General features: G+C 43.2%; 23 protein-coding genes, 1 tRNA gene and 1 pseudogene. 11 read left to right on the top strand and 14 right to left on the bottom strand.

Annotated elements, in window-relative coordinates:
- Positions 1–46 precede the first annotated feature (46 nt).
- Both HADU_RS09600 and ttcA read right to left on the bottom strand, forming a co-directional pair.
- Positions 47–430, bottom strand: coding sequence for an SCP2 sterol-binding domain-containing protein (locus tag HADU_RS09600; protein WP_004814972.1), 384 nt, complete (start codon positions 428–430; stop codon positions 47–49).
- Between the two features lie 226 nt (positions 431–656).
- Positions 657–1,583 (bottom strand): tRNA 2-thiocytidine(32) synthetase TtcA, encoded by a 927-nt coding sequence (ttcA, locus tag HADU_RS09595; protein ID WP_004814970.1) that lies wholly within the window; start codon positions 1,581–1,583, stop codon positions 657–659.
- A gap of 559 nt (positions 1,584–2,142) precedes the next feature.
- Here ttcA and HADU_RS09590 point away from each other — a divergent pair.
- Both HADU_RS09590 and htpX read left to right on the top strand, forming a co-directional pair.
- Positions 2,143–2,949: a lytic transglycosylase domain-containing protein gene (locus tag HADU_RS09590; RefSeq protein WP_008305700.1), complete on the top strand. Its 807-nt coding sequence runs from the start codon at positions 2,143–2,145 to the stop codon at positions 2,947–2,949.
- Positions 2,950–3,119: 170 nt separating this feature from the next.
- On the top strand, positions 3,120–4,025 hold the full coding sequence (htpX, locus tag HADU_RS09585; RefSeq protein WP_004814968.1) for a protease HtpX: 906 nt from the start codon (positions 3,120–3,122) through the stop codon (positions 4,023–4,025).
- A gap of 69 nt (positions 4,026–4,094) precedes the next feature.
- Here htpX and HADU_RS09580 read toward each other — a convergent pair whose 3' ends face one another.
- The 4 genes from HADU_RS09580 to HADU_RS09565 all read right to left on the bottom strand — a co-directional run bounded on the left by HADU_RS09580 (position 4,095) and on the right by HADU_RS09565 (position 11,179).
- The gene (locus HADU_RS09580; RefSeq protein WP_008305697.1) at positions 4,095–4,688 is read right to left on the bottom strand and encodes a DUF4112 domain-containing protein; all 594 of its coding nucleotides are present in this window, start codon (positions 4,686–4,688) and stop codon (positions 4,095–4,097) included.
- 79 nt (positions 4,689–4,767) lie between these two features.
- Positions 4,768–6,096: a magnesium transporter gene (mgtE, locus tag HADU_RS09575; RefSeq protein WP_008305694.1), complete on the bottom strand. Its 1,329-nt coding sequence runs from the start codon at positions 6,094–6,096 to the stop codon at positions 4,768–4,770.
- Positions 6,097–6,221: 125 nt separating this feature from the next.
- Complete coding sequence (locus HADU_RS09570; protein WP_008305691.1) at positions 6,222–9,323, bottom strand: multidrug efflux RND transporter permease subunit; 3,102 nt, start codon at positions 9,321–9,323, stop codon at positions 6,222–6,224.
- Positions 9,324–9,577: 254 nt separating this feature from the next.
- Entirely contained in the window at positions 9,578–11,179 is a 1,602-nt protein-coding gene (locus tag HADU_RS09565; protein WP_004814964.1) for an isocitrate lyase, read from the bottom strand.
- A 675-nt stretch (positions 11,180–11,854) separates the two neighbouring features.
- Between HADU_RS09565 and HADU_RS09560 the strand changes: the two genes are divergently transcribed.
- The 3 genes from HADU_RS09560 (at position 11,855) to HADU_RS09550 (ending at position 14,619) form a co-directional block, all read left to right on the top strand.
- The gene (locus tag HADU_RS09560; RefSeq protein ID WP_004814962.1) at positions 11,855–12,844 is read left to right on the top strand and encodes a LysR family transcriptional regulator; all 990 of its coding nucleotides are present in this window, start codon (positions 11,855–11,857) and stop codon (positions 12,842–12,844) included.
- Positions 12,845–12,971: 127 nt separating this feature from the next.
- On the top strand, positions 12,972–14,297 hold the full coding sequence (locus HADU_RS09555; protein WP_004892036.1) for a hemolysin family protein: 1,326 nt from the start codon (positions 12,972–12,974) through the stop codon (positions 14,295–14,297).
- A 43-nt stretch (positions 14,298–14,340) separates the two neighbouring features.
- Positions 14,341–14,619: a hypothetical protein gene (locus HADU_RS09550; RefSeq protein ID WP_005222873.1), complete on the top strand. Its 279-nt coding sequence runs from the start codon at positions 14,341–14,343 to the stop codon at positions 14,617–14,619.
- Between the two features lie 31 nt (positions 14,620–14,650).
- On the opposite strand, the gene HADU_RS09545 is transcribed toward HADU_RS09550, so the two are convergent.
- Positions 14,651–15,157, bottom strand: coding sequence for a hypothetical protein (locus HADU_RS09545; RefSeq protein ID WP_005222876.1), 507 nt, complete (start codon positions 15,155–15,157; stop codon positions 14,651–14,653).
- A 174-nt stretch (positions 15,158–15,331) separates the two neighbouring features.
- Here HADU_RS09545 and HADU_RS09540 point away from each other — a divergent pair, with 174 nt between their 5' ends.
- The 3 genes from HADU_RS09540 (at position 15,332) to HADU_RS09530 (ending at position 17,074) form a co-directional block, all read left to right on the top strand.
- Positions 15,332–16,060 carry a hypothetical protein gene (locus HADU_RS09540; protein WP_004814955.1) on the top strand — a complete coding sequence of 243 codons (729 nt, stop codon included), beginning with the start codon at positions 15,332–15,334 and terminating at the stop codon, positions 16,058–16,060.
- Positions 16,061–16,206: 146 nt separating this feature from the next.
- Positions 16,207–16,292: transfer RNA gene (locus HADU_RS09535), tRNA-Leu, on the top strand.
- Positions 16,293–16,384: 92 nt separating this feature from the next.
- Positions 16,385–17,074, top strand: a complete 690-nt coding sequence (locus tag HADU_RS09530) for a hypothetical protein (RefSeq protein WP_005222879.1) — start codon at positions 16,385–16,387, stop codon at positions 17,072–17,074.
- A gap of 29 nt (positions 17,075–17,103) precedes the next feature.
- Here the strand turns inward: HADU_RS09530 and HADU_RS09525 are convergent, their stop codons facing one another.
- The 5 genes from HADU_RS09525 to rlmE all read right to left on the bottom strand — a co-directional run bounded on the left by HADU_RS09525 (position 17,104) and on the right by rlmE (position 21,847).
- Entirely contained in the window at positions 17,104–17,418 is a 315-nt protein-coding gene (locus HADU_RS09525) for a DUF5713 family protein (protein WP_004814952.1), read from the bottom strand.
- Between the two features lie 105 nt (positions 17,419–17,523).
- Positions 17,524–18,378, bottom strand: coding sequence for a dihydropteroate synthase (gene folP / locus HADU_RS09520; protein WP_004814950.1), 855 nt, complete (start codon positions 18,376–18,378; stop codon positions 17,524–17,526).
- Positions 18,379–18,454: 76 nt separating this feature from the next.
- Positions 18,455–19,069: a GNAT family N-acetyltransferase gene (locus HADU_RS09515; protein ID WP_005222883.1), complete on the bottom strand. Its 615-nt coding sequence runs from the start codon at positions 19,067–19,069 to the stop codon at positions 18,455–18,457.
- Positions 19,070–19,177: 108 nt separating this feature from the next.
- Complete coding sequence (gene ftsH / locus HADU_RS09510; RefSeq protein WP_004814946.1) at positions 19,178–21,067, bottom strand: ATP-dependent zinc metalloprotease FtsH; 1,890 nt, start codon at positions 21,065–21,067, stop codon at positions 19,178–19,180.
- A gap of 129 nt (positions 21,068–21,196) precedes the next feature.
- Positions 21,197–21,847, bottom strand: a complete 651-nt coding sequence (rlmE, locus tag HADU_RS09505) for a 23S rRNA (uridine(2552)-2'-O)-methyltransferase RlmE (RefSeq protein ID WP_005222886.1) — start codon at positions 21,845–21,847, stop codon at positions 21,197–21,199.
- A 196-nt stretch (positions 21,848–22,043) separates the two neighbouring features.
- On the opposite strand from rlmE, the gene yhbY reads away from it, so the two are divergent.
- Together yhbY and HADU_RS09495 are read left to right on the top strand one after the other, a co-directional pair.
- The gene (yhbY, locus tag HADU_RS09500) at positions 22,044–22,367 is read left to right on the top strand and encodes a ribosome assembly RNA-binding protein YhbY (protein ID WP_004814942.1); all 324 of its coding nucleotides are present in this window, start codon (positions 22,044–22,046) and stop codon (positions 22,365–22,367) included.
- A gap of 11 nt (positions 22,368–22,378) precedes the next feature.
- Positions 22,379–22,918 carry a DOMON-like domain-containing protein gene (locus tag HADU_RS09495; protein WP_008305680.1) on the top strand — a complete coding sequence of 180 codons (540 nt, stop codon included), beginning with the start codon at positions 22,379–22,381 and terminating at the stop codon, positions 22,916–22,918.
- Between the two features lie 102 nt (positions 22,919–23,020).
- On the opposite strand, the gene HADU_RS09490 is transcribed toward HADU_RS09495, so the two are convergent.
- Positions 23,021–23,242 carry a hypothetical protein gene (locus tag HADU_RS09490; protein WP_004892004.1) on the bottom strand — a complete coding sequence of 74 codons (222 nt, stop codon included), beginning with the start codon at positions 23,240–23,242 and terminating at the stop codon, positions 23,021–23,023.
- Between the two features lie 100 nt (positions 23,243–23,342).
- Positions 23,343–23,834 carry a hypothetical protein gene (locus HADU_RS09485; protein WP_004814935.1) on the bottom strand — a complete coding sequence of 164 codons (492 nt, stop codon included), beginning with the start codon at positions 23,832–23,834 and terminating at the stop codon, positions 23,343–23,345.
- A gap of 160 nt (positions 23,835–23,994) precedes the next feature.
- Here HADU_RS09485 and HADU_RS09480 point away from each other — a divergent pair.
- Positions 23,995–24,541, top strand: a pseudogene (locus tag HADU_RS09480) (IS4-like element ISAba1 family transposase); the annotation flags it as partial.

The following is a 24,541-nucleotide window of genomic DNA, read 5'->3' as shown; positions in this document are numbered from 1 at the left end:
AAAAAGCTTACCCTTGGGTAAGCTTTTTTTATGCAGATAGGACTGATCAGGTTGTTTGCTCAAGCACTTTCTTGAACAGATCTTTTTGCTCTTGGCTTGGTTTTGCAGTTTGCAATGCCATCAGCTGAGACATATCCCCCTGAACCTTGATCTTACCGGTCATGAATGCTTGCATTGCAGCAGCCATGTCAAACTCAAGGAATACTTTACGCAGAGTTTCTGCATCCATGTTCAGCGTAGTCTTCGCATTTGAAGACAGACCTTTTTTGATCGCTCCACCATCTAAAGATAATTCAGTATTACCTGTAGCGTCCGCAACCACCAGGTTGATTGCAAGATTCGCAAGCGCTGGCGCCAGGTTTAGGTCACCTGCTTGAGCAGTCAGAGTTTCTACAGTTGAAAACCAATCATCAGTTAAAAAAGCAGGCATGATCTTTCCTCAATTTATTAGTTCGTGTGTGTCGTCTATCCAGACAACATCATTGTTGACGCTATTGCGCTTGCAGATTGTTATAACATGATCATTTGTCGAATGGCTAACGAATTTTGTACGCAGCGTTCAATTTTTGTCATTATCTTTCTGTTTTTATGTACGTAGTCTTGATTGATAAGGCTTGACGGGCACTCAACTTGAATGAATACCCGTCAAAAAGGTCTTAATCTGCAGCAAAACCGAGGTTGACCATATTAATTCGCTTGCTTTCGCCTTCTACTGCTTCTTCAGTTGAGCAAGAATCTTTAAAGTCGAATTCACGTTGGCTGTCGAGTGCCTCGAAGTCAAACAGTTCACGGTCAGCCAGTTGTGACGGTGAAACATTTTGCAGTGCACCGAAAATGCTGTGCAGACGTTTCGGATGAGCTTTATCCCAGTCACGCAGCATGTCATTAATAATGGCACGTTGCAGGTTTTCCTGAGAACCACACAGGTTACATGGAATGATCGGGAACTGACGCATCTCGGCATATTTGATGATGTCCTTCTCTTCCACATAAGCCAGTGGACGGATCAGGATGTTCTTCTTGTCTGAAGACAACAGTTTTGGTGGCATCGCTTTTAAGCTGCCGCCATGGAACAGGTTCAGGAAGAACGTTGCCAAGATGTCATCACGGTGATGACCGAGCGCAACTTTGGTCGCACCAATTTCTTGCGCGAAACCATACAGCGAGCCACGGCGCAGACGAGAACATACGGCACAGTAAGTCTTGCCTTCAGGCGTCAGTTTCTTGGTAATGCTGTAAGTGTCTTTTTCCAGGATGTAATACGGAATGTTATTTTCTTCAAGATAACGTGGTAATACATCTTCAGGGAAGCCCGGCTGTTTCTGGTCCAGGTTTACTGCAACTACATCAAAGTTGATAGGTGCGATACGCTTGAACTGCAGCATGATATCTAACAAGGTATAGCTGTCTTTACCACCAGAAATACACACCATGACCTTGTCGCCATCTTCGATCATTTTAAAGTCACGAATAGCGTGTCCGACCTGACGGCGAAGCTTTTTCAACAAACGGTAATAGGCAGAGCTTGTTGGCAATTCTGGTTTGAAATTAAATCCTTGCTCGGATTCAACTGGCGAGTACATAGACGAGAATAACCCATAAATAAAAATACCGCGCAATTTTATCCGATTCGGGTGCTTCTCGCATCAAAAGAATTTATTTTCCTGTTATTGAAGTAATACTCTAAACTTCATGTTTTATTTAGATTGATAAATTGAACGAAACAGTTCATTTTTTATCCAGGATGCTTATGTTTTGAACTTTTCCACAGTTTTCCACAAAACCTGTGGATAACTTTGTGGATTTAAAACGACTTGACAGCTTTATCGGCCCCAAAAATAAGGGTTCTATTTAAATTGATCATTTTTTAACCAATTTATTTTATATTTAGAATCAATTATTTAAGTGTGTCAAGAAAGCCATATTAAAAAAAAATAAATATTTTTTTTGGTTAGTTCTTCAACATTAGGGACTTGCATTTACAAACTTGTTTATAAATGCGTCGCTCATCACTTTTCATTACAGTAAATTTTGTTAAACTCTGTAGTAAGTTTTGGGGACAAATGTTCAATACATATACTTACAATGAATAAAAATTTGTGGTTTAAGGGGACTTCTGTACTAAGTTGTCTTTATATTTTGATGGGAACTGCTGCTTTTTCGCATGCAGGTCAGACGATCTATCAAATGAAAGATAGCAATGGTGTTACCCTGCTGACGAATAATAAAGGTCGCTACAGTAATCTAAAAGTAGAAAAAAAGACCTATTACCCGGACAGTAACATTCATAGCTATAGCAACTGGGGCTCAAGTGAGGCTTCGGTATTGCCGAGCTATAGCAAAAACAAAAATGCCTTTGATTCAATTATCCGTGAGGCTGCACAAAAGCACGGTATTTCTGAAGGTCTGATCAAGGCTGTGATGCATACTGAATCTGGCTTTAATGTCCATGCCCGTTCTCCAGTCGGTGCTCAGGGACTAATGCAGCTCATGCCTGCTACCGCACGCCGCTTTAATGTATCTAATGCTTATGATCCGCATCAGAATATTATGGCAGGTGCCAAATATCTGGCCTGGCTAATGAAACGTTTTAATGGCAATACCGCTTTAGCACTGGCAGGTTATAACGCTGGTGAAGGCAATGTCAGCAAATATGGCGGTATCCCGCCCTTCCGCGAGACGCAAGACTATGTACGCCGTGTGACCAGCCGGTATCACAATCTATATTCCAGTGGTGTTAATCTGACCGCCGCTGCGGCACCGGTTGAAACCGCCAAGATTCTGGCCAGCTCTGCCAATTATAAAACGTCGGCAGCGCCTACCATTAAAGCCAGCAATTATCAGCGTCAGATCATTGCCAATGCAGATGGCAGCTTCACTGATGCGCCTGCCGGTTCTTATGCCACCGCACATGCCACTGCATCCGCCAGAATATATATCAACGATTAAGCCCTTCCTCTTCATCATTCATCCTAAGTTTTGGTTGATCATGGTGATGAGGTAAATTCTGGGTAATTTACTATTTTTTTTCTTGAAATTTGAGTCATTTCACCTCATATTGAGGGTAATGATTGTAATTTGCTAATCAGATTATTTTTCTATAATAAGAGGATTTCTCAATGATGCGGATTGGTTTGTTTTTGCTAACCAACCTCGCGGTACTGGTTGTAGCTGGCATTATCTTGTCACTCTTCGGTGTCGGTAGTTACCATGGCGCGGGTGGCTTGAATCTAGGCAACCTGCTAGTGATCTGTTTTGTGTTCGGTATGGTGGGTTCTTTAATCTCACTATTCATGTCTAAATGGATGGCGAAGAAGACTACTGGTACTGAACTGATTGATCCGAATGCTCCTCGTAACCAGGCAGAAGCATGGTTATTACAGGAAGTAGCACAGCTATCTCAGCGCGCTGGTATTAAAATGCCAGAAGTGGGTATTTTCCCATCTTACCAGTCAAACGCTTTCGCGACCGGCTGGAACAAAAACGATGCACTGGTGTCTGTTTCTACAGGCTTGCTAGAACGCATGAACAAAGATGAGTTACGTGCAGTACTTGCCCATGAAATTGGTCACGTTGCCAATGGTGACATGGTAACACTTGCTCTGATTCAGGGTGTGGTTAACGCCTTCGTCATGTTCTTTGCCCGGGTTGCTGGTGATTTTATCGACCGTAACGTATTTGGCCGTGAAGATGGTGAAGCACCAGGAATTGCTTTCTTCGTGATTACCATTGTGCTTGATATCGTATTTGGTATCCTGGCATCCGCTATTGTGATGTGGTTCTCACGTCATCGTGAATACCGTGCCGATGAAGCCGGTGCACGTTTAGCAGGTAAACAGGCCATGATTTCTGCGCTATTACGCTTACAGGCCGAATCTGAAATGCCAGATGCCATGCCGAAAGAAATGAAAGCCTTTGCAATTTCAGCAGGTCAAGAACAAGGTTTCAGCTTAGCTGCATTGTTCCAGACACATCCAACGATTGAACAACGTGTAGCCGCTTTGCATCAGCTTGATTGTCCTTAATCTACTGAGCACAACGCTATACCGAAAAGCCTCCTGACGGAGGCTTTTCTTTTATTTATAGTTTTATGTTTAAGTAGCTTGACTGATCCATTGATACAGGGCCATCCCGCCCCAGCCAATTGCCAGTACAAACAGAATCAGGAAGATGGTACCCAGAATATCCGGAATATGAATCCAGATCCAGGCAACTACTGGATTGCGCCAGAATGCAGACTGCTGCTGTTTCTGTTCCAGTTTTTCATGCAGAAAAGGATGTACCACATGCCGATCCGTTTGGATCTGGTATTCCTCACGGATATGATCATGCACGATATCCAAGGCCTTACGGCTAGGACGGATAAAAATGTCGAAGATGGTCCCAGCCACGGGAATAAAACCGACCACGGCGTCCATGGTTGCCAATTTAATGACCGGATTCAGTTTGGACTGTGGCACGCCGATCTGACGTGCCTTATAAATGGCATAACAGGTCAAGGCAAAACCAGCCAGATCTCCCGCCACAGGTACGGTACTGAGTGCAGCATCAGCACCAACACCCTGCTTGGTAAACGGAATCCGGACTACGGAGTCCATCATATTGGCAAACTTGGCCAAATCCCGTTCCAGGCGAATGACTTCCTGTTGTGTCAGTTTTGGTGAGTTGCTGTTGTCTGTCTCAATCATCGGAACAACCCGTTTATCATTGTGTAATGATTCAGCCTAACCTAATTAGATATTAAAAATATAGCGTAATTTTATTAACTTAAAACAAAAGTCTGGATGCCACGAACAAATACACCACCACCCCACTGGCATCGCAGATCGATGTCACCAGTGGTGCTGAAGCACTGGCAGGATCGAGTTTTAGCTTATTCAAGACAAATGGCAGACTCATGCCGATCAGACAACCAAGCAAAACAATCCCAGTCATACTGATGGCAAGTACTACGGCAACCATCAGATCGCCCCGGATATAACCCAGAATCGACACTGCACAGGCCATAGTTAGACCAAGACACAGCGCCACCAGAGACTCCCGTCCAACCAGACGGAACCAGTCTGAAAACTGTACATCACCAGTTGCCAATGCCCGAACCATCAATGTAGCAGACTGAGAACCCGCATTCCCGCCACTTCCCACCAGCAGCGGCAGGAAAAATACCAATACGATATGTTCCGCAATGACGTCCTCATATTTGGCAATACCAAAGCTGGACAGCAAACTGCCAAACACCAGCAGTACCAGCCAGAATACCCGTTTTTTATACAGCGATAAAATCGGCACAGTTTTGATACTGTGTTGATCTAGCGGTGATACCGCACCTGCTTTTTGGAAATCCTCCGTACTCTCGGCCTCGGCAATATCCATGGCATCGTCATAAGTCACAATCCCGACCAGTTTTTTGGAAGTATCAACAATCGGCAAGGCAATAAAGTCGTAATAAGCCAGTGTGCGTGCAATCTTTTCCTGATCTTCATCCACCGTGCCATAAATCACTTCTTTCGTCATAACCTCGGCAATAGTCGCGGTAGGCAGTGCCTGAATAATCTGACGTAATGAAATTACCCCCAGCAGATGTTGCTGTGCATCTACAATATAGATCAGATACAGCGTGTCATGATTTCCAGCAATATCACGTAGCGTTTCAATTGCCTCGTTCATGCTGAGTTCAGGAGGCAGCGTCAAATAATCCGAACTCATCAATGCACCGGCAGTTTCCTCCGGATAGGCATGGAGTACTTTTAGTACCTGACATGACTGTGCTGAAAGCTTGCCCAGCAATTGCTGCTGTACCGAAAGAGGCAGCTGTTTATACAGGTCAATAAAGTCATCCGAATGCATTGCATCCAGTAAGGTCACCAGTTCTTCGAGAGATAATGATGCCGTAAGCTGAAGCTGCTGATGCAGAGGCAAGTATTCAAAGACTTCTACCGGGCGTTGCAGCTGCTCAAAGTGATGCTGCCGTTCAGCTGGTTTCAGCTCGGCTAATAGCCTTGCCTGATCGGCGATATTCAATTGTGCCAGCTGCTGGCCTGCACCTGTCTGATGCAATTTTAATAATTCCCGTACCTGTTCAACTTGCTGATCCATCTGCGCGCTGCTGCCCTCTTGTTATCATATATTTTTATATTCTAGTTTCATTCACTATGCCTCAGCTGAGTGAAGCATGGTGTTACTTCATTGATCTTTATAGCTGAAGGTAGATGACAGGCATCTTAATTCAGTGCCTGCTTTTTCTTCTGAAACAGGCTACGGATCATCACATACATAAATGGAATAAAGATCAGCACCAACACAGTTCCAAAGATTACCCCACCCAGAACACTAACCCCGATTTCCTGACGGCTGACCGCCCCGGCACCAAAGGCAAAAACCAGTGGCAGAATCCCGGCACCAAAGGCCAACGACGTCATTAAAATTGGACGTAGACGCAAGCTTGCACCTTCCAGCGCTGCCGCGACAACGGATTTGCCATGCTGCTCTGCCAAGGCAGCAAATTCCACAATCAGAATGGCGTTCTTACAGGACAAACCAATCGTGGTCAGTAAGGCTATCTGGAAATAGATATCATTTGGAAAGCCTGCGAAATAACTGAAAATGATATTCCCACCAATACCCAGCGGAATTGCTGACATTACCGCAGTTGGAATACTCCAGCTTTCATAGAGTGCAGCCAGACACAGGAAGATAAAGCCAATCGAAATCGCATAGAGCCAGATGGCCTGATTGCTGGATTGTTTTTCTTCGAAGGACAATCCACTCCAGGTCACATCAATACCTTTTTGATCGGCTACTAATGCTTCTACATCCCGCATCGCTTCACCGGTACTGGTATCTTTAGTGACATCCGCTTCCATCTGCAAAGCGGTATAACCCATAAAACGATTTACCACTTCCGGACCACCGCTCCAGTCTACCGTCGCAAAATTACTGAACGGCACCATCTGATTCTGGTCATTGCGCACATGCCACATCGCCAGATCTTCAGGTTTGGAACGGAATTCTGCATCACCCTGCATCATTACCCGTTTAATCCGGCCTCGGTCGATGAAGTCATTGACATAGTTCCCCCCCCAGGCAGCAGAAAGTGTACTGTTGATCGCGGATTGGGTCAGGCCATTGGCCATGGCCTGTTTCTGATCAATATTAACCTTCAATTCAGCCTTCTCCGGATTGGAGCGCTTACCCAGATTTTCAAACGTTAAATATTGCTTGGTTTTTTCTTCCAGTTCTTTAAATTGCTGTTCCAGATATTGACGGCCATTTCCCTCTATATCCCGAATCCAGAATTCCAGTCCATCGGTTTGTCCCAGGCCGCTGACTGAAGCTGGCATATTGATATTGACCTGTGCATCCTTAAAACCACGGAAATGTTTTAAGGCACGTTCACGAATAGCTTGCGCAGTATTTTCCTCGCCAGGACGATCATCCCAGTGTTTCAGTGCCACAAAACCGGTTGCCAGGTTCTGACCGGTACCCGAGAAGTTACGGCCATAACGCATCATCACCAGATTGATATTGTCTTTTTCCTGTTCCAGGAAATATTCACGAATCTTTTCTCCGGTGGCCACCGTATTCTTTAGCGGCGCACCTTCTTGCAGGCGCACCTGAATGCTAAGCGTTCCCTGATCTTCACTTGGCAGAAAGCTGGTTGGCAAAGCCTTATAGAACAGACCAAATACAGCAACCAAACCGGCAAATAAAATTAAACAGATGGCCTTATGTTGTAGGGTGACATTAGAAAGTTTCAGATAACGCTGCTTAACACTTTCCAGTTTATGGTTAAACCATTGCGCCCAACGTGCCGGATTCGGATTTGGTTTGAGAATCAGCGCACACAGGGCTGGTGTCAGAATCAGGGCCACCATCAGTGACAATGACATGGCAGCAACCAGCGTAATGGAAAACTGACGATAAATAACCCCGGTAGAACCACCAAAGAACGCCATGGGAATAAATACTGCCGTCAATACCAAAGTAATACCGACCAGAGCCCCACTGATTTCCTGCATGGATTCTAGTGCTGCTTCCTTGGCGGTCAACTGCTTCTCATGCATTAGACGTTCAACGTTTTCCACCACGACAATAGCATCATCCACCAGCAGACCGATTGCCAGAACCAGGGCAAATAAAGTCAGGGTATTGATACTGAACCCAAGAGCATACAGGATTGCCATAGTACCGAGTAAAACCACTGGTACAGTGACTGCTGGAATCAGGGTAGCGCGCCAGTTTTGCAGGAAGATAAACATCACCACAATCACCAGGATGATGGCTTCAACCAGTGTTTTAAGGACTTCCTTAATGGATTCCTGAACGAATGGCGTGTTATCCCGTGGATAAGCAATCTTATAGCCTTCCGGCAACTGATTAGACAGACGGGCAATTTCCGCCTTGATTCGTTCTGAGGTCGCGATGGCATTGGCACCGGAAGCCAGCGAGATCGCCAGACCTGCGGATGCATAACCATTATTGGTACTATAGGATTGATAATTTTCTGCACCGAGTTCAACACGTGCCACATCTTTTAAATAGATAAAGCTGCCATCCCGGGCAGACTTTACAATGATATTTTCAAATTCTTCTACTGTTCTGAGTCGCGTGCCCGAAGTTACCTTGGCATTCAGATACTGATCCTCGACCGTAGGCAGATCGCCCACAGCACCGGCTGCGACCTGGGTATTCTGTGATTCAATCGCAGCACGCACATCGCTAGGCATCAGGTTATACTGTTTCAGCTTGAGTGGATTCAGCCAGATCCGCATGGCATATTGCGAGCCAAAAACATCCACCTCACCAATGCCTTCAATCCGGGAAATGTCCTGTTCCAGATGTGTCATCAGGTAGTCCGACAAGGCAATATTGTCACTGCGCCCGGATTCGTCATACAGGCTGATCACCATATGCGTATCGCCCAGCGACTTGAACACATTCACACCCTGCCGTTGTACATCTTCAGGCAAGCGGTTCAGCACCCCATTAATCGCATTTTGTACCTGTACCTGAGCCGTGTCTGGATCAGTCCCGTTTTCAAAGCTGATATTGATCCGGCTACGCCCGGAGGAATCGCTGCTAGAACTGAAATACAGCAAGTGATCAATGCCTTTAATCTGCTGTTCCAGTACCTGGGTCACGCTCTCCTCCACCGTTTCTGCCGATGCGCCGGAATAGGTTGCCGATACGGTCACTCGCGGTGGCGCAATATCTGGATAACGTTCCACAGGTAAATTCATGACCGCAAATAATCCGATCGCCATCACGACGATGGCCAGCACGCCTGCAAAAATAGGTCGATGAATAAAAAACTTAGACAGCATAGGTCTGAATCACTTTGAATTTGATGAATTTTAGGATGAGTTGGACAACTGAATCAGCTATAGGGATATTCAAGCAGTGGCATTGAAATTACAAGGCTTGATCACAGAAAAACATGTATAAAATTAAATCATGAAGAAAATATGAAGATTTTTCCTTTCATCTAGCTGTTTCAACAATTTATAGGGTTATTCATTTTATTTTAGGTATAAAAAAACCCTGCTTGCGCAGGGTCTTCTTTGAATCAGTTCAGTGCTTATGCAGAGAATTGGTTCATTGTGTTTTTCGCATCGTCACCCGCTTTAAGCGCGTTGTCACCAGCGAAGATTTCTTTGTGGTCGTCACCGATGTCAGAACCCGCCATTGCTTGGTGTTTCACACAAGCGATACCGCCACGGATTTCTTTACGTTGTACGCCAGCAACATAAGCCAACATACCTTCAGAACCGAAGTAACCTTGAGCAAGCTCGTGAGTAGAAAGCGCAGCTGTGTGGTAAGTCGGTAGAGTGATCAAGTGGTGGAATACACCTGCTTCACGAGAAGCATCTGCCTGGAATGTACGAACTTTCTCGTCAGCTTCAGCAGCCAATTCAGTGTTGTCGTACTCAGCACTCATTAGTTTAGCGCGGTCGTATGCAGATACGTCTTTACCTTCAGCAACCCAACGGTCGTACGCTTGTTGACGGAAGTTTAAAGTCCAGTTGAACGATGGAGAGTTGTTGTAAACAAGTTTCGCATTTGGAACAACTTCTTTAACACGGTTAACCATGTGAGCGATTTCAGCTACGTTTGGAGTCGCAGTTTCGATCCAAAGAAGGTCAGCACCGTTTTGAAGGCTAGTTACACAGTCAAGTACAACGCGGTCGATTTGAGTGCCTTCGCGGAACTGGTACAGACCAGAAGCAAGACGTTTTGGACGGTGAAGTTTGCCATCACGTTTGATCAGGATTTCGTCTTCTTGCGCTTCTGAAATGTCAATTTCAGTTGTATCTAAGTAGCTGATGTATTGAGAAGCGATGTCACCTGGCTCTTTAACCACTGGGATTTTTTGAGTCAAGTCAGCGCCTTCAGAGTCAGTACGTGCAACGATGATACCGTCGTCTAGACCCATTTCCAGGAATGCATAGCGAAGCGCGTGGATTTTCGCGATGAAGTCTTCGTGTGGAACAGTTACTTTACCAGCTTGGTGACCACATTGTTTCGCGTCAGACACCTGGTTTTCGATTTGAAGTGCACAAGCACCCGCTTCGATCATTTTCTTCGCTAGTAAGTAAGTTGCTTCTTCGTTACCGAAACCAGCGTCGATGTCCGCAATGATTGGCACAACGTGAGTTTGGAAGTTGTCGATTTGAGAAGTGATTTCAGCAGCTTTAGCAGTGTCACCAGCTTCTTGAGCTTTTTTAAGTGAACGGAACAGGTCGTTCAATTCTTTCGCGTCAGCTTGACGTAAGAATGTGTAGATTTCTTCAATCAATGCAGGAACAGAAGTTTTTTCGTGCATAGATTGGTCAGGAAGTGGACCGAACTCTGAACGAAGTGCTGCAACCATCCAACCAGAAAGGTAGATGTAGCGACGTTCAGTTGTACCGAAGTATTTTTTGTTCGCAATCATTTTTTGTTGTGCGATGAAACCGTGCCAGCAACCCAGAGATTGAGTGTATTTGCTAGAGTCAGCATCATAAGCAGCCATATCACGACGCATAATTGCTGCTGTGTATTTTGCAATGTCTAAACCTGTTTTGAAACGGTTCTGAAGTTGCATACGCGCAGCATCTTCAGGACTGATGTCTGCCCAAGTGTTGCCGAATTTCGCTTTTAATTCGCGGATTGCATCAATCGCTGTTTGATATGTAGTCATGATATATTCCTGTAATAATATTAGGATTTTTCTGCAACGTTGTTCTAAAATCAGACCCTCAAAACTTTGTTTAGATTTTAGTCAGCTCGTTGCGATGTATAGAGATTAGATGCAATAAAAAAATTAATCCAATATTCTGCAAGAATTATCACTATTTATTTAAAAAATATGTAGATGAAAGTCTAATTATATATTGATTACTTTTATATAAATTATTGTATTTAATAGTTTATTTTTAAATTTTTAAAATTTATTTTTGTCTAAAATTTCAGCTTCTTGAATATAAAATATTCATTAGACTTAAGTCTTGACTCGCTTGATGACCTGACTTTTTTGGTCTTTTTTGCCAGTCTTCCTTTATATTTCCGATAAACTGGATTAATGCAAAACTATATATTTCACATAATTTATCTACTATTAATCATTGACTCATTTCTTGTCTTGAAATCATTTTCACTTGCCCTGTTTTAACTAAAAATAGGCATCCAGTTTGATCCTGTAATTGACCAATTTGACAGACAGAATCCAGACTCGATTTATGTACACCCCTTGTTTGAAAATGAATAAAAACTGTTATAAATTCGGTGGCTTTTTTTTCATCGGTCACGTACACAAGCCGCAGTACTTATGGCATAATCACTATAATTTCATGATTTTATTTTCGGTATTTTTTTTATGAATCTGGAGCGGGTCGATCTCAATCTATTAATTTATCTTGATGTACTTCTTCGCGAAAAAAATGTCACACGTGCAGCTGAGCAACTTGGCGTGACCCAGCCTGCCATGAGTAACATTTTGCGTCGTCTGCGCAATTTATTTAATGATCCCCTCCTGATCCGTTCTTCTGAAGGGATGACACCGACTGAACGTGCACTCGAACTGCAGCCACGTATTCGCGATGCCCTGTCTGATCTGTCCATGATTCTGGAACCCCGTACCGAGTTCCGCCCTTATACCTCAAATCGTGTGTTCCGTATCATGACTTCAGATTATGCTGAAGCGACACTGGTACCGCGCCTGGTCAAAGCTTTACGCTCTGAAGCACCCAATGTTGTTCTGGACTTTCTGACACCTAGTGATGTGTCTTATCGTGACATGGAACAAGGTAAGGTTGACCTGGCGATTAACCGGTTTAATGAAATTCCGCAAAGTTTCCATCAGGTACTGGTGTGGCGTGACAGCTTTTCTTGTCTATTAAATAATAAACATCCTGCTGCTGGTAACCTGAACCTGAAAAGCTATTTAGATGCACAGCATATCTGGGTATCTAAAACCGGCATGGGCGTGGGATTCGGGGTTAATCCTGAAAAGCAGGCCGGACTTGGCTGGATTGATCAGGCGCTGGAACGTATTGGGCAAAAACGTAAGATTTCAGTATTTACCCGTCACTATCAGATGCCGGGACTTTTGGCGTCAAATGTAGATCTGGTAGCAACGCTACCAACGCGTATTGCCCGCCTGCAAGCCAAGAACCATAATTTGCTACTTAAAGATCCCCCTTTCTATATTCCTGAATTTGAACTGAAGATGGCATGGTGTCCATTACTGCATCATCATCCGGCACATCGCTGGTTGCGTCAGCTGATTTTGTATGTAGCGCGCCAGATGATTGAAGAAGAGAATCGTGAATTTATGCAGAATAATTCGCAATTTTCACCTTATTAAAATGAATTTCGCATAAATTATTATTTTTTAAGCTTATACTGTAAGGACTTGAGATCTGTTTTTACACCTCAAGTCCTTTTTTGTGTTAAAAATATTCCAAGATAATATCAATCCACAGGTGGATTACGTGAGCCTCTTTCAAAACATCGTGATTATCTTAATACTCATCGCGGGGGCTGGTTTTTTATCACTGACTGAAATCGCACTCGCAGGTGCCCGTAAGGTCAAACTTAAAATTTTGGCCGAATCAGGCGACGTCCGTGCCCAGAAAGTGCTGGATTTACAGGAAAACTCAGCAGACTTCTTTGCTGCCTCCCAAATTGGCTTAAATGCTGTCGCCATTCTCGGCGGTATTCTGGGTGAAGGGGCTTTCCGTCCTTATATCGCCGAATTTGTCTCGCGTATATATGATGGTCCTTGGACCGAGAACATTAGCTTCGCCTTATCTTTCACTCTGGTGACTTCATTATTCATTCTGTTTGCTGATCTGATGCCAAAACGCCTGGCAATGATTGCACCGGAAAAAATTTCAGTCGCAGTTATCAACCCGATTCAAATTTTTATTAAAATCTGCAAGCCATTGGCCTGGATAATTAATGCCATTGCCAATCTGTTGTTCCGGTTATTCAAAGTCAATACGATCCGGGATGACAATATTACCTTTGCAGATATTTCTGCCGTGATGGATGCCGGTGCTCAGGCTGGCGTACTACAAAAGCAGGAACACCACTTTATTGAAAACGTGTTTGAACTTGAAGAACGTAATGTTCCTTCCAGTATGACCACACGTGAAAATGTGGTGTTCTTTACCCTGACTGAAGCTGAAGACAGTATTCGTCAAAAGCTGGCGCAATATCCTTATTCCAAATTTCTGGTCTGTAATGAAAATATCGACCAGGTAATTGGCTATGTCGATGCCAAAGACATTCTGGTCCGTATTCTCAACAACCAGAAAATCAATCAGCTGAATGAATCTACCATTCGTAATGTGTTGATGATTCCGGACACTCTGACCTTATCCGAACTTCTGGACCGCTTCCGTTCGAGCAAAGAAAAGTTTGCAGTGGTCATTAACGAATATGCACTTGTCGTGGGTGTGATTACCCTGTCTGACATCATGATTACCGTAATGGGTGACTGGGTAACACCAATGGAAGAAGATCAGCAGATCTTTAAACGTGATGCTGATTCATGGCTGATTGAAGGCAGTACGCCAATTGAAGACATGAAACATGCCTTAGGCATTGATGAAATGCCAGATGAAGAAAATTATGAAACGCTGGCTGGTTTTATGATGTACAAGCTGCGCAAGATTCCACGTCCGGCTGATATCGTGATTCATGCGGGTTATAAATTTGAAGTTGTCGATGTCGATCATTTCAAAATTGACCAGTTACTGGTGACTCGCTTACTGGAACCCAATAAAAATAATATTGAGGAAGAATCAGGCTAATCTGATTCTTCTCTTTTAAAATCAATAATAAAAAGGAACTTGGATGAATCTGTCTGCCTTGTTGGCCTGTCTCAGTTTTTATTCCGGAATTTATCTGCTGTATTTCTTTTTTATGCAGGAAAAGAATCCGATTTTAATACTGGCAGGAATTGGCCTGCTGGTTTTTACTGTAATTTTAATTCCTTATCCGCATGAACGCAGACGACGTGGCTTTGATTCCACCCTGACGTGGGGTGAATATTTTTACTGGCCACTTATTAGCTGGTGGAGAGTGTTTATTCTACCGGTCAGCTGGCTGATTGCCCTGATCTATAGAGATTAAAAAAGCACCCTAAGGTGCTTTTTCATTTGAATCAGTATTTGCTGATCAATGCATCTAATACTGCCTGGTAGTGAATACGAATATCATCTTCCAGAATTTTATAGGCATTATCGAACTGCACCATTGGCCAGCCTTCTTTCCAGAATGGGAAAATATTATGCAGGTCATGCGTCACGATTGCATCTTCACGCACAATAGCCTGCGCGATCTGTGCCAATACAAATGCAGTTTCCGCACCATCAATCGCCAGGTAATCAATACCACGCGCCTTTAAAATACGGATACGGTCTTTCTTGTAACGAATCTTTTTGATCTGAGCTTCATTCAAATGAAGCGCGATAGACACTGCTTCAACAAATTTTTCTTCAAATGACTGATGCAATCTAACCAGCGCCTGTTTATGCGCTTCCTGACGACCCGCTTTACCACCCTGACGAATAGCTTCTTTCGCTTCGGTATCTAATTCATCGTTTTTCATTGCCTGTAACAGGTCCAGAATTTCGATGTCGCTTAAAGTCTCAGGAGATTGATCAGTCATGAACTGCCCTTACAAATAATATTTACAATAGGCTATTTTCGCATAATTCCCGGACAAAAAGACAAAATCCTGTTGCAAGTGAGATGATTTAATTGCGCATTGCAATTTTTCGGAAAAATTCAGCAATTTACTTTATAGTAATCTTACTCATCCATCTCCTGCCCGACTTCATACATGCAAAACCAACAAGTCAATGTGCTGCTTCAGCAACTTCAGCGGCTCTATCCAGCGGCTTTTAAGCACAATTACCTGTTTTATAGCCAGATCAAGACCAGAGGTGTACTGGATGACCGTCGTGAATTTATTCCCTGGCTATTGGCGAGCATGATTTTTGTGCCAATCAGTTTCGTACTGAAAGATATTTTCCTGAGTAATTTTACTGAGCTGAGTAACTTTCAGGCACAAGCCTATGCCATTCTGGCAATTCTTTTATTCTTGATGGTGATTGTTCCTTTGGTCATTAAACAGATTCGACATTCTTCGCATTCACTTTATCAACTATTACGACATAGTCCTGTCAAGCTTGCTGTAATCGTCATTCTGTCTGCCCTGAATATTCAATTTTTACAAAGTCAGTTTGTGATGTGGGCGCTCCTGTTCTTTGGTGTCAGTTTTGGCTTTGTGCGTTTTTATAAGGAAAATCTGTTTCGTCAAAACAGTCAGGACAGTGAATATTATCAGCTGCATCAACTGCGTCGTGTGTGTTTCTGGGCATACAAACAAAGCCTGAGAACCCGATTAAAACTCTATATGACTTCGGCTCAAAGTCCTGAATATGAAGTACTCAAGCGTCAGCTAAACCGCTATGCCGACCTATATAGCCAGTTATTCAAATCTGAACACCAGTACTGTAAAAGCATTAAACATATTGATGTGGACAGTTATCTGGATGAAATGCTGTAAATCGATTAATTTATTGAAATTTAAAGCTTTGAATAACATCAGCTTTGCTTTCTTTTAAATTTTAATGGCTAAATTGCCTGAAAATAAAACAAATAATAAGAAATCATCTTGCCAAGTTCTCGCTGCTCATCTATGATGGCGCGCATGCCCGAGTGGTGAAATCGGTAGACACAGGGGATTTAAAATCCCCCGCCCACAAAGCGTGCCAGTTCGAGTCTGGCCTCGGGCACCATTTTGATTCAGTTTAAAATGGTGCAAATGCAGAAACCCAGCAATGAGCTGGTTTTTTTGTGCCTGAAATTTATAAATAGAGTGTGCCTCCTCATGTCCGCACCCCGCTCTTTCGATCTAGCCAGATTACAGTTACGCCATCCTGATGCATTCTTTTGCAGACTTAGCTATAGCCGCTATAAATATTTGAATCAAACCATTGATCCGTATTTATATTTGCGTATCGGGATTTTGATGCTGATTACAGCATTTTGTGGTCTGTGCTTTTCCCTGCCTTTTTATCCAGACTTTATGGATTCAAAGAATCAGGCCATTAGTGCAGGTACGATCGTACTTATTAGTATGCTCTATCCTTATATCTGGCGTGCCCAGTTTCAGGCCAAGTACAGTTCTGTACGCTACGCAAAGCGCCTGCAATCCTGTTTATATATTCAAACCCTGATTGTTGTTCTGTCACTGATCAATTACCAGTATTTTCATTCAGCGTTCATTGCTTTACCTTGCCTGGGTCTACTTGCCTTCAGCAGTTTTGTAGCGGTGTTAATTGAGCCCGGCTTTAGAAGTTCTACCCGCAGCACCCTGCTGGTACGTTTGCAGCACATCCGTCAATTGGCTTACTGGTCTTATCAACAGTCGCAAAGCAAAGAGCCGGAACCTGTGCCACTGCAAAAGGATTTAAAAAAATATTATCTGGAATTACATCAACGCTGCATGCAGGAAGAACAGAAACTGCTGGATGAAATTCATTATAAAAATTTTAAAGAAGCATTTTTAGATCATTAAAAAAAACCCTGTGAAAACAGGGCTTTTTTTTACCATTCGCGGGTAGCGACCAGTTCTTCCATTTCAACTTCGAAGTATCCCTGTTCCTGCACCACCATCATCATGGCTTCAGCAATATAATCTGCTGCGGTATCATCTAAAGAGGAATCCAGGTCTTCGAACTGCGGCTTCATTTCATTGATTTCTGCCACAGTCGCATTGGCAAACTGATAAATCTCATATTTAGATAAACCAGATTTTGTCACCTTTTTGGCAAAACGTTCGATGTGCTGCTTTACTTCAGCAACCAGAATATCGGGATAATATTCATCATCGAACATTGGGAGAAGTAAATCTGCAAACATTACAGGCACTCTAAAACTATAACTAAAAATTAAGCGTGCCCTATATACCATATTGCCGCTTAAAAGCCAAACAGCACGCCGCCTAACATGCAATCTAGCCAATAATTAAACCGCGGCTTGCATTGCCTTCCAGACCTTAATCGCATCTGCTGTCGCTTTAACATCATGTACACGTACCATGCAGGCACCTTGTTGAATACTTAGCAAGTGTGCTGCTACTGACCCCACTGCGCGTTCTACGGCTTCTGCTCCATCCAGCACCTGTCCAATAAAGCGTTTACGTGACAACGCCGACAATATTGGATAACCAAGTTGAGTTAGTTTGTACAATTCATTCAGTAGTTTCAGGTTCTGTTCAGCATTTTTGGCAAATCCAAAACCGGGATCAATCATAATGTGTTCAGCTTTCACCCCGGCATCTAAAGCATCCTGCACGCGCTGTTTTAATTCCGCAATGACATCAAGCGTGACATCTTGATACTGATCCAGATTATTCATCGTAGTAGGTTCACCACGCATATGCATAATAATGACCGGAATATCCAACTCAGCAGCAGTTAGCAAGGCATTCGGTCGTGTCAGTGCACGAACATCATTCCAGATATGTGCTCCAGCTTTCACTGCAGCCTTAATCACTTCTGGCTGGGAAGTATCAATTGAAATCACGACATTGTGCTTGGCCAGTTCTTCAACCACAGGCACTACACGGCGAATTTCTTCTTTTACTTCAACCGCCGATGCACCCGGACGGGTCGACTCGCCACCCACATCAATAACTGTTGCACCTTCTGCCATCATTTCTAATGCACGCGCTACTGCAGCATCTTGAGAATTATGTTTGCCCCCATCACTAAATGAATCCGGTGTAACATTCAGAATTCCCATCACATGCGGCTGGGACAGATCCAGTGTTAAGTGTTCAAATGTCCATACGCGTGGTAATAACGGCATCAGCTGCATGTTTTCATCCTAAATCCAATAACTGGCGTATTGTCGTATGGATAGCGATATAAAGCAAAGCTGAAACAAGCCAGAATTAAATTTCAAACTGCGGTTTATTTGAGTATTGCATAAGCTTAGATTGTAACTGTGATTTTACCTCTACCCATTCACTTCTTAAAATACTATAGATATAGCTATCCCGCACTGTCTGACCATCTTTACGCAACATATGACATCGAATGATGCCATCCCGTTTAGCTCCTAGAGCTTCAATTGCTTTTTGACTTTTTAGATTCAGATGATCCGTACGAAAGCCTACTACCCGAGCATTAAGCTCTTCAAAGGCATGACTTAAAAGAAGATATTTACAGACCCGATTCACATAGGTACGCTGATAACGCTGTGCATACCAGGTATAACCAATATCCACACGTGGAATTTCAGGCTTGATATCATGATAACTGGTGGTTCCAATCGCTCGACCCGATGTTAAATCAATCACAGCAAAAGCCATCCTTGTACCCTGAGCTTGTTGAACCAAAGCTTGCTGTACATATTGTTTTAATTCGCTTAAGTAAGGTACAGAATTATAAAGCACTTCGCCCAAATCTCCTTCAGCACAAGCTCCTTCTAAATCTGTAAAATGCTTCCAAGTCAGCGCTTCTAAACGTAACTGATAAATACGGGATTCCAAAACAGGTATTGTCATTTTTATTTTTGCTCATTAGTTTTTTATAGCTGAATATAGCATCACGCCAAAACAATCCAAATCATTGCCATAAAAAAACCACCCGAAGGTGGTTATTTTATTTTCTGCTTAATTAGCTGGTAATGGTGGAGGAGTCAACGGCCCATCCTTCGGTGTTACATCAATTACAGGATTATCTGAAACATAGACCTTAGGTGGCTTAGGCTCACGACCTTCCATAATGTCTCGGATTTGCTCGCGATCAATTGTTTCCCATTCCATTAACGCTTTCACCATGGCATGCGCGATATCTTTGTTATTTTCCAGAATATCACGAGCCACTTTATATTGCTCATCGATGATACGGCGTACTTCAGCATCAACCTGCTGTTGAGTCGCTTCAGAAATCGTACGACTGCCAATGCTGCCCATAAATGACTGTTGCGAGTCATCTTCATAGACCATTACGCCTAACTTGTCAGACATACCATATTTGGTCACCATCGCACGCGCAACTTTGGTTGCACGTTCAAAGTCATTTGAGGCACCAGTCGACATCTGGTTAATAAAGACTTCTTCTGCAATACGACCACCGAACAAGATCGAAATATCATTCAGCATTTTATCTTTGTAATGGCTGGTCTGGTCAAATTCAGGCAACTGCCAGGTTACACCTAATGCCCAACCACGCGGCATGATCGTTACTTTATGCACAGGGTCAGTACCTGGCAGCATTTCCGCAACAATTGCGTGCCCTGCTTCATGGTAAGCCGTAGCACGACGCTCTTCTTCACGAAGTACCATCGATTTACGTTCAGGCCCCATATACAGCTTGTCTTTAGCATCTTCAAAGTCATGCATGTCGACAGTATTCTTGTTGCGACGTGCCGCGAATAATGCTGCTTCGTTTACAAGGTTTGCCAACTGCGCACCAGAGAAACCAGGAGTACCACGAGCCAGGACTTTCACATCCACACCCGTTGTAGACGGCAGTTTCTTCAAGTGAACATTCAGGATTTGCTCACGGCCTTTAATGTCTGGCAAGCCAACCATCACTTGACGGTCAAAACGACCGGGACGAAGTAAGGCTTTATCCAGTACATCGGCACGGTTAGTTGCCGCGATGACGATAATCCCTTCATTGCCTTCGAAACCGTCCATTTCAACCAGCATCTGGTTGAGGGTCTGTTCACGTTCATCGTGACCACCACCTGTACCTGAACCACGATGACGACCAACAGCATCAATCTCATCGATGAAGATGATACATGGCGCATGGCGTTTCGCCTGTTCGAACATATCACGTACACGAGATGCACCGACACCCACGAACATTTCTACGAAGTCAGAACCGGAAATACTGAAAAATGGAACTTTCGCTTCACCTGCAATCGCTTTTGCAAGCAAGGTTTTACCCGTACCCGGAGGACCCACCATCAGGACGCCCTTAGGAATAGTGGCACCCAGACGTTTGAATTTCGCAGGATCTTTCAGGAAGTCAACGATTTCCACGACCTCCTGTTTTGCTTCATCACAACCTGCAACATCAGTAAAGGTGACTTTAATCTGGTCTTCAGACAGCATTTTTGCCTTTGACTTACCGAAGCTCATCGGGCCGTTCTTGCCGCCTGCACCGCCACCCATGTTGCGCATAAAGAACATGAATAACAAAATGATTAAGAGCACAGGGAAACTTGCAATCAGCAACTGCATCAACAAGCCTTGGCGTTGTGGTGCAGTACCTTCAACAACCACATTGTTCTTGATGAGATTTGGCATCAGTTCAGGATCCTGAACTGCCGGACGAATACTTTCAAATTCGGAACCGTTTGATTTCTCACCACGAATTCTTTCGCCATCTATTGTCACTTGCTTAATCTGGCCGTCATTCACCGCTGCAACAAACTCTGAATAGTTCATTGTTGTCGGCTGATTGCGATCACTGACGTTGCTGAAGATGAGCACCAGCACACCCAGTATCACGAGCCACAATACGGCATTCTTAAAAAGATCGCTCAAAGCTTTATTCCCATTTCCAATCTAATTTGATCATGCCCTCGCGGGTGACCTGAATTTCCAAGTTTGTTCAACTTGCAATTATTAAAAACGTACAAAATGCACAATTTTTAGCGTGTTGGCAAGTAGACTTTATTTAGAAGCCTTCTTGCGCCCCTGCCCCACCAGAAAGACTTCTTTCGAGCGAGCACGCGATGCAGCAGGTTTTACCGTTTTCAGAACATTAAAACTATTAACAACTTCCTTACGGAATTCATCAAAGCCAGTGCCCTGGAAGACTTTAACAATAAACTGACCTTTAGGACCTAAAACCTTGTTGGCAAAGTCCAGGGCCAGTTCACAGAGATAGATCTGACGCGGTTGATCTACAGCCTTATTACCTGATGTATTGGGGGCCATATCGGAAATTACAACGTCTACCGTACGTCCATCTAAAATATTTAACAATTTATCGAACACTTCCTGCTCACGAAAGTCACCTTGCAGGAAGGTCACATCTGGCAGTGCATCCATTTCCAGGATATCCGATGCGATCACCAGACCTTTAGAACCGACCAGTTTACCAGCAATTTGCGACCAGCTTCCTGGCGCTGCGCCCAGATCGACAACCGTCATACCTGGTTTGATAATGCCGTATTTTTCTTGAATCTCAAGAAGTTTATACGCTGCACGTGCCCGATAACCTTCTTTTTGCGCTTTCTTCACATAAAAGTCATCGAGATGCTCTCTCATCCACGCACGACTACTTTTGGATAACTTCTGGTTGGTAATGCGTGTTGCCATAACTCTCTAAATAAAAAAAACTTCCAATTATTAATTGTACGTGAAAAACACATGATTTGCAGTATTGATCTGTATCTAAATCTAAGACAGTTGGTTGGATTTTTTATGTGATGGCACCGATTATTTCCTGAGAATATAAAGCGTTTGTTTTTTGCTTTTGCTATACTAAGCCGTTTTAAAAATCAGGTTATCTCTCATGGCGTCTTTATCTATTCAGGAACGTAAACGTTTACGTCAAATCGGACATGCATTAAACCCGGTGGTAATGCTTGGTGACAAAGGCCTGACTGAAAATGTGATCGAAGAACTTGAGCGTGCGCTTAACGACCACGAACTGATTAAAGTGAAAGTTGTGGCTGAAGATCGTGAAGCACGTGCTGTTCTCATTACTGAGATTGTTGAAGCAACAGGTGCTGAAATCGTACAAACCATTGGTAAAATCGCGTTGCTTTACAAAAAAGCGCCGAAACAGAACCAAAAACTGTCTAACCTTGTTCGCTTTGCGCACTTGTCTAACTAAGTTCAGGATCTATGGCTAGTTACGAACTGAATGCATTCGATCGTCGTTTTCAGGCGATCTCGCTGGTCGGCGCGATTGAACAGCAAGGTCCCTCCACATTGAATGTGGGTTTTTGGCTACGTGATCCGAACCAGTATGTGCTTTGGCCAGAACTGGTCGCAGCACATCCCCGTCAGGACTTCCTCTGGGAACAGACGTGTTTTGAAATTTTTATTGGGGTAAAGGAAGAGGATTTTTATCGCGAAATCAATCTCTCTCCTTCTCAGGCCTGGCAAGCCTATCAGTTTGAAGAATACCGTTATCCGGAAGAAATGCCGCCACAAGCGGCTTATGATATCGACCTGAATCAGCTCAAGCGTACCCATTATGGACTCAATGTCAGCCTGGATCTAACCGACTTCATGGCCCTGAACAAGCTAAAATGGACTGATCTGTTCCTTGGCTTGTCTGCTGTATTGAAAACCTCACAAGGCGATCAATACTATGCCATGCAGCACAGCAGTCCACAGGCAGACTTTCATAACAAGCGTGACTGGTTACATGTGTTCTAGGATGTAAATACTCTCCTGTAATACACAAATGATAAAAATATAAAAACGTGAGGCTCATCGGTCTCACGTTTTTTATTTTGCCTGAAGTTCAGGGTAAGTAGATTAGTGATGTAGTCTTGCATTTCTCTGTACTGCTGTCACAGCAGCGTAAAAAATCAGAATCATAGTAATCGCAATAATGGAAACTGCGGCCTGTAAAACACTGAAATAGCTAAAACTCAGTATTACCATGGCAAGATAGGCTAGACGGCTTTTCCAGGTTTCAAGATTTAAAACCATGATCAAGGCAAGTAGCAATATTGCCGCTATAAGATGATGTTGCATCATGACCCCCTATTTTTGTTTTATGAGTCAGTGTTGCGTCTAATACGAAAGGAGAACATAGATGCTCCCCTTCGGCTGCTTTTTTTGTTTTGTTGCTTGTTTAACTTTTTAGATCAGTTTCTTTTTCTTCGGTTTCTCCTTTTACAACGACGGGTTTAACTTTTTTCAAAACTTCAATCGTACTGTCTTTAGAGCGTTTTAGGGTATCTGCCAGATGATCCTTATGCTTGGTTGAAATCTGGGTGACATCTTCTTTTAATTCTTTACCGAGTTTCGATAGATCATCAATGACCGCATTAAATTCGGTTTTGATAAAGCTGGTCAGTTCATTCAACTCTTTTTGTGAGCCAAACAACTGCTCTTTCAGGGTATCGATGCGCTGTAGTAAATCCTGTTTAAACTGGGTCAGCTGATCAGTCACAGTATTGCTCAGTTTTTTTACTTCAGCTTCAATATTTTCTTTGCTTTCGCCAAGCGTTTCCACTGCCTGCTCTTTCGCCTCTATTGCTGCTTTTTCAAGCTGCTCGGCAGTTTCAGTGACAACGACATTCAGATTTTTTTTAGATGTTGTAGTTTTAGTTGTGGTAGCCATGTCTTTTGCCTTTAGTTATGTTTTGACGCTTTCATATTAGTAAATTCGATAAAATTTAAGACTTGATTTGTCTGACAATTATTAAATGGCTCTGTACACGACAAAAATAGATAACTCATTGAAATAATGTCATAATAATTGTTTTCTAACGACGAATACTATGACACATCTCAATGAGTTATATCTTATCTTAAACAAATATCTAAAATGGAACAAGTCACATTTAAAGTGCTTTGCGCTCATCATGCTTGTGATTATTTTAAAGCAAACATGTAATCTTTCTTCTGCATCTAAAGCCTTGCCCATCAAGTGCTTACCACAATCATTTTATCGACGTATGCAGCGCTTCTTTGCAGGTCAGTATTTTGATTATCGTCAAATTTCTCAGTTGATTTTCAATATGTTTTCATTCGACCAAGTGCAACTGACTTTAGATAGAACCAATTGGAAATGGGGAAAACGAAATATTAATATCCTGATGCTCGCAATCGTTTATCGTGGAATAGCGATACCTATCCTTTGGACATTGCTTAATAAACGTGGAAATTCAGATACGAAAGAGCGTATTGCTTTGATTCAACGCTTTATAGCCATTTTTGGTAAAGACCGTATTGTGAATGTGTTCGCAGACAGAGAGTTTATCGGTGAGCAGTGGTTTACATGGTTAATTGAACAAGACATCAACTTCTGCATTCGTGTTAAAAAAA

Origin of the sequence: Acinetobacter sp. HA (genome assembly GCF_000264725.1) — a bacterium.
Taxonomy (GTDB): domain Bacteria; phylum Pseudomonadota; class Gammaproteobacteria; order Pseudomonadales; family Moraxellaceae; genus Acinetobacter; species Acinetobacter schindleri.
The sequence above is the reverse complement of the archived record's forward strand: the minus strand, read 5'-3'. Positions and strand labels throughout refer to the sequence as shown.

Excerpts from the sequence above, each read along its gene's own strand:
- HADU_RS09600 (WP_004814972.1), bottom strand. The coding sequence starts at position 430 with ATGCCTGCTTTTTTAACTGATGATTGGTTTTCAACTGTAGAAACTCTG.
- ttcA (WP_004814970.1), bottom strand. The coding sequence starts at position 1,583 with ATGTACTCGCCAGTTGAATCCGAGCAAGGATTTAATTTCAAACCAGAA.
- HADU_RS09590 (WP_008305700.1), top strand. The coding sequence starts at position 2,143 with ATGGGAACTGCTGCTTTTTCGCATGCAGGTCAGACGATCTATCAAATG.
- htpX (WP_004814968.1), top strand. The coding sequence starts at position 3,120 with ATGATGCGGATTGGTTTGTTTTTGCTAACCAACCTCGCGGTACTGGTT.
- HADU_RS09580 (WP_008305697.1), bottom strand. The coding sequence starts at position 4,688 with ATGATTGAGACAGACAACAGCAACTCACCAAAACTGACACAACAGGAA.
- mgtE (WP_008305694.1), bottom strand. The coding sequence starts at position 6,096 with ATGGATCAGCAAGTTGAACAGGTACGGGAATTATTAAAATTGCATCAG.
- HADU_RS09570 (WP_008305691.1), bottom strand. The coding sequence starts at position 9,323 with ATGCTGTCTAAGTTTTTTATTCATCGACCTATTTTTGCAGGCGTGCTG.
- HADU_RS09565 (WP_004814964.1), bottom strand. The coding sequence starts at position 11,179 with ATGACTACATATCAAACAGCGATTGATGCAATCCGCGAATTAAAAGCG.
- HADU_RS09560 (WP_004814962.1), top strand. The coding sequence starts at position 11,855 with ATGAATCTGGAGCGGGTCGATCTCAATCTATTAATTTATCTTGATGTA.
- HADU_RS09550 (WP_005222873.1), top strand. The coding sequence starts at position 14,341 with ATGAATCTGTCTGCCTTGTTGGCCTGTCTCAGTTTTTATTCCGGAATT.
- HADU_RS09545 (WP_005222876.1), bottom strand. The coding sequence starts at position 15,157 with ATGACTGATCAATCTCCTGAGACTTTAAGCGACATCGAAATTCTGGAC.
- HADU_RS09540 (WP_004814955.1), top strand. The coding sequence starts at position 15,332 with ATGCAAAACCAACAAGTCAATGTGCTGCTTCAGCAACTTCAGCGGCTC.
- HADU_RS09530 (WP_005222879.1), top strand. The coding sequence starts at position 16,385 with ATGTCCGCACCCCGCTCTTTCGATCTAGCCAGATTACAGTTACGCCAT.
- HADU_RS09525 (WP_004814952.1), bottom strand. The coding sequence starts at position 17,418 with ATGTTTGCAGATTTACTTCTCCCAATGTTCGATGATGAATATTATCCC.
- folP (WP_004814950.1), bottom strand. The coding sequence starts at position 18,378 with ATGCAGCTGATGCCGTTATTACCACGCGTATGGACATTTGAACACTTA.
- HADU_RS09515 (WP_005222883.1), bottom strand. The coding sequence starts at position 19,069 with ATGACAATACCTGTTTTGGAATCCCGTATTTATCAGTTACGTTTAGAA.
- rlmE (WP_005222886.1), bottom strand. The coding sequence starts at position 21,847 with ATGGCAACACGCATTACCAACCAGAAGTTATCCAAAAGTAGTCGTGCG.
- yhbY (WP_004814942.1), top strand. The coding sequence starts at position 22,044 with ATGGCGTCTTTATCTATTCAGGAACGTAAACGTTTACGTCAAATCGGA.
- HADU_RS09495 (WP_008305680.1), top strand. The coding sequence starts at position 22,379 with ATGGCTAGTTACGAACTGAATGCATTCGATCGTCGTTTTCAGGCGATC.
- HADU_RS09490 (WP_004892004.1), bottom strand. The coding sequence starts at position 23,242 with ATGCAACATCATCTTATAGCGGCAATATTGCTACTTGCCTTGATCATG.
- HADU_RS09485 (WP_004814935.1), bottom strand. The coding sequence starts at position 23,834 with ATGGCTACCACAACTAAAACTACAACATCTAAAAAAAATCTGAATGTC.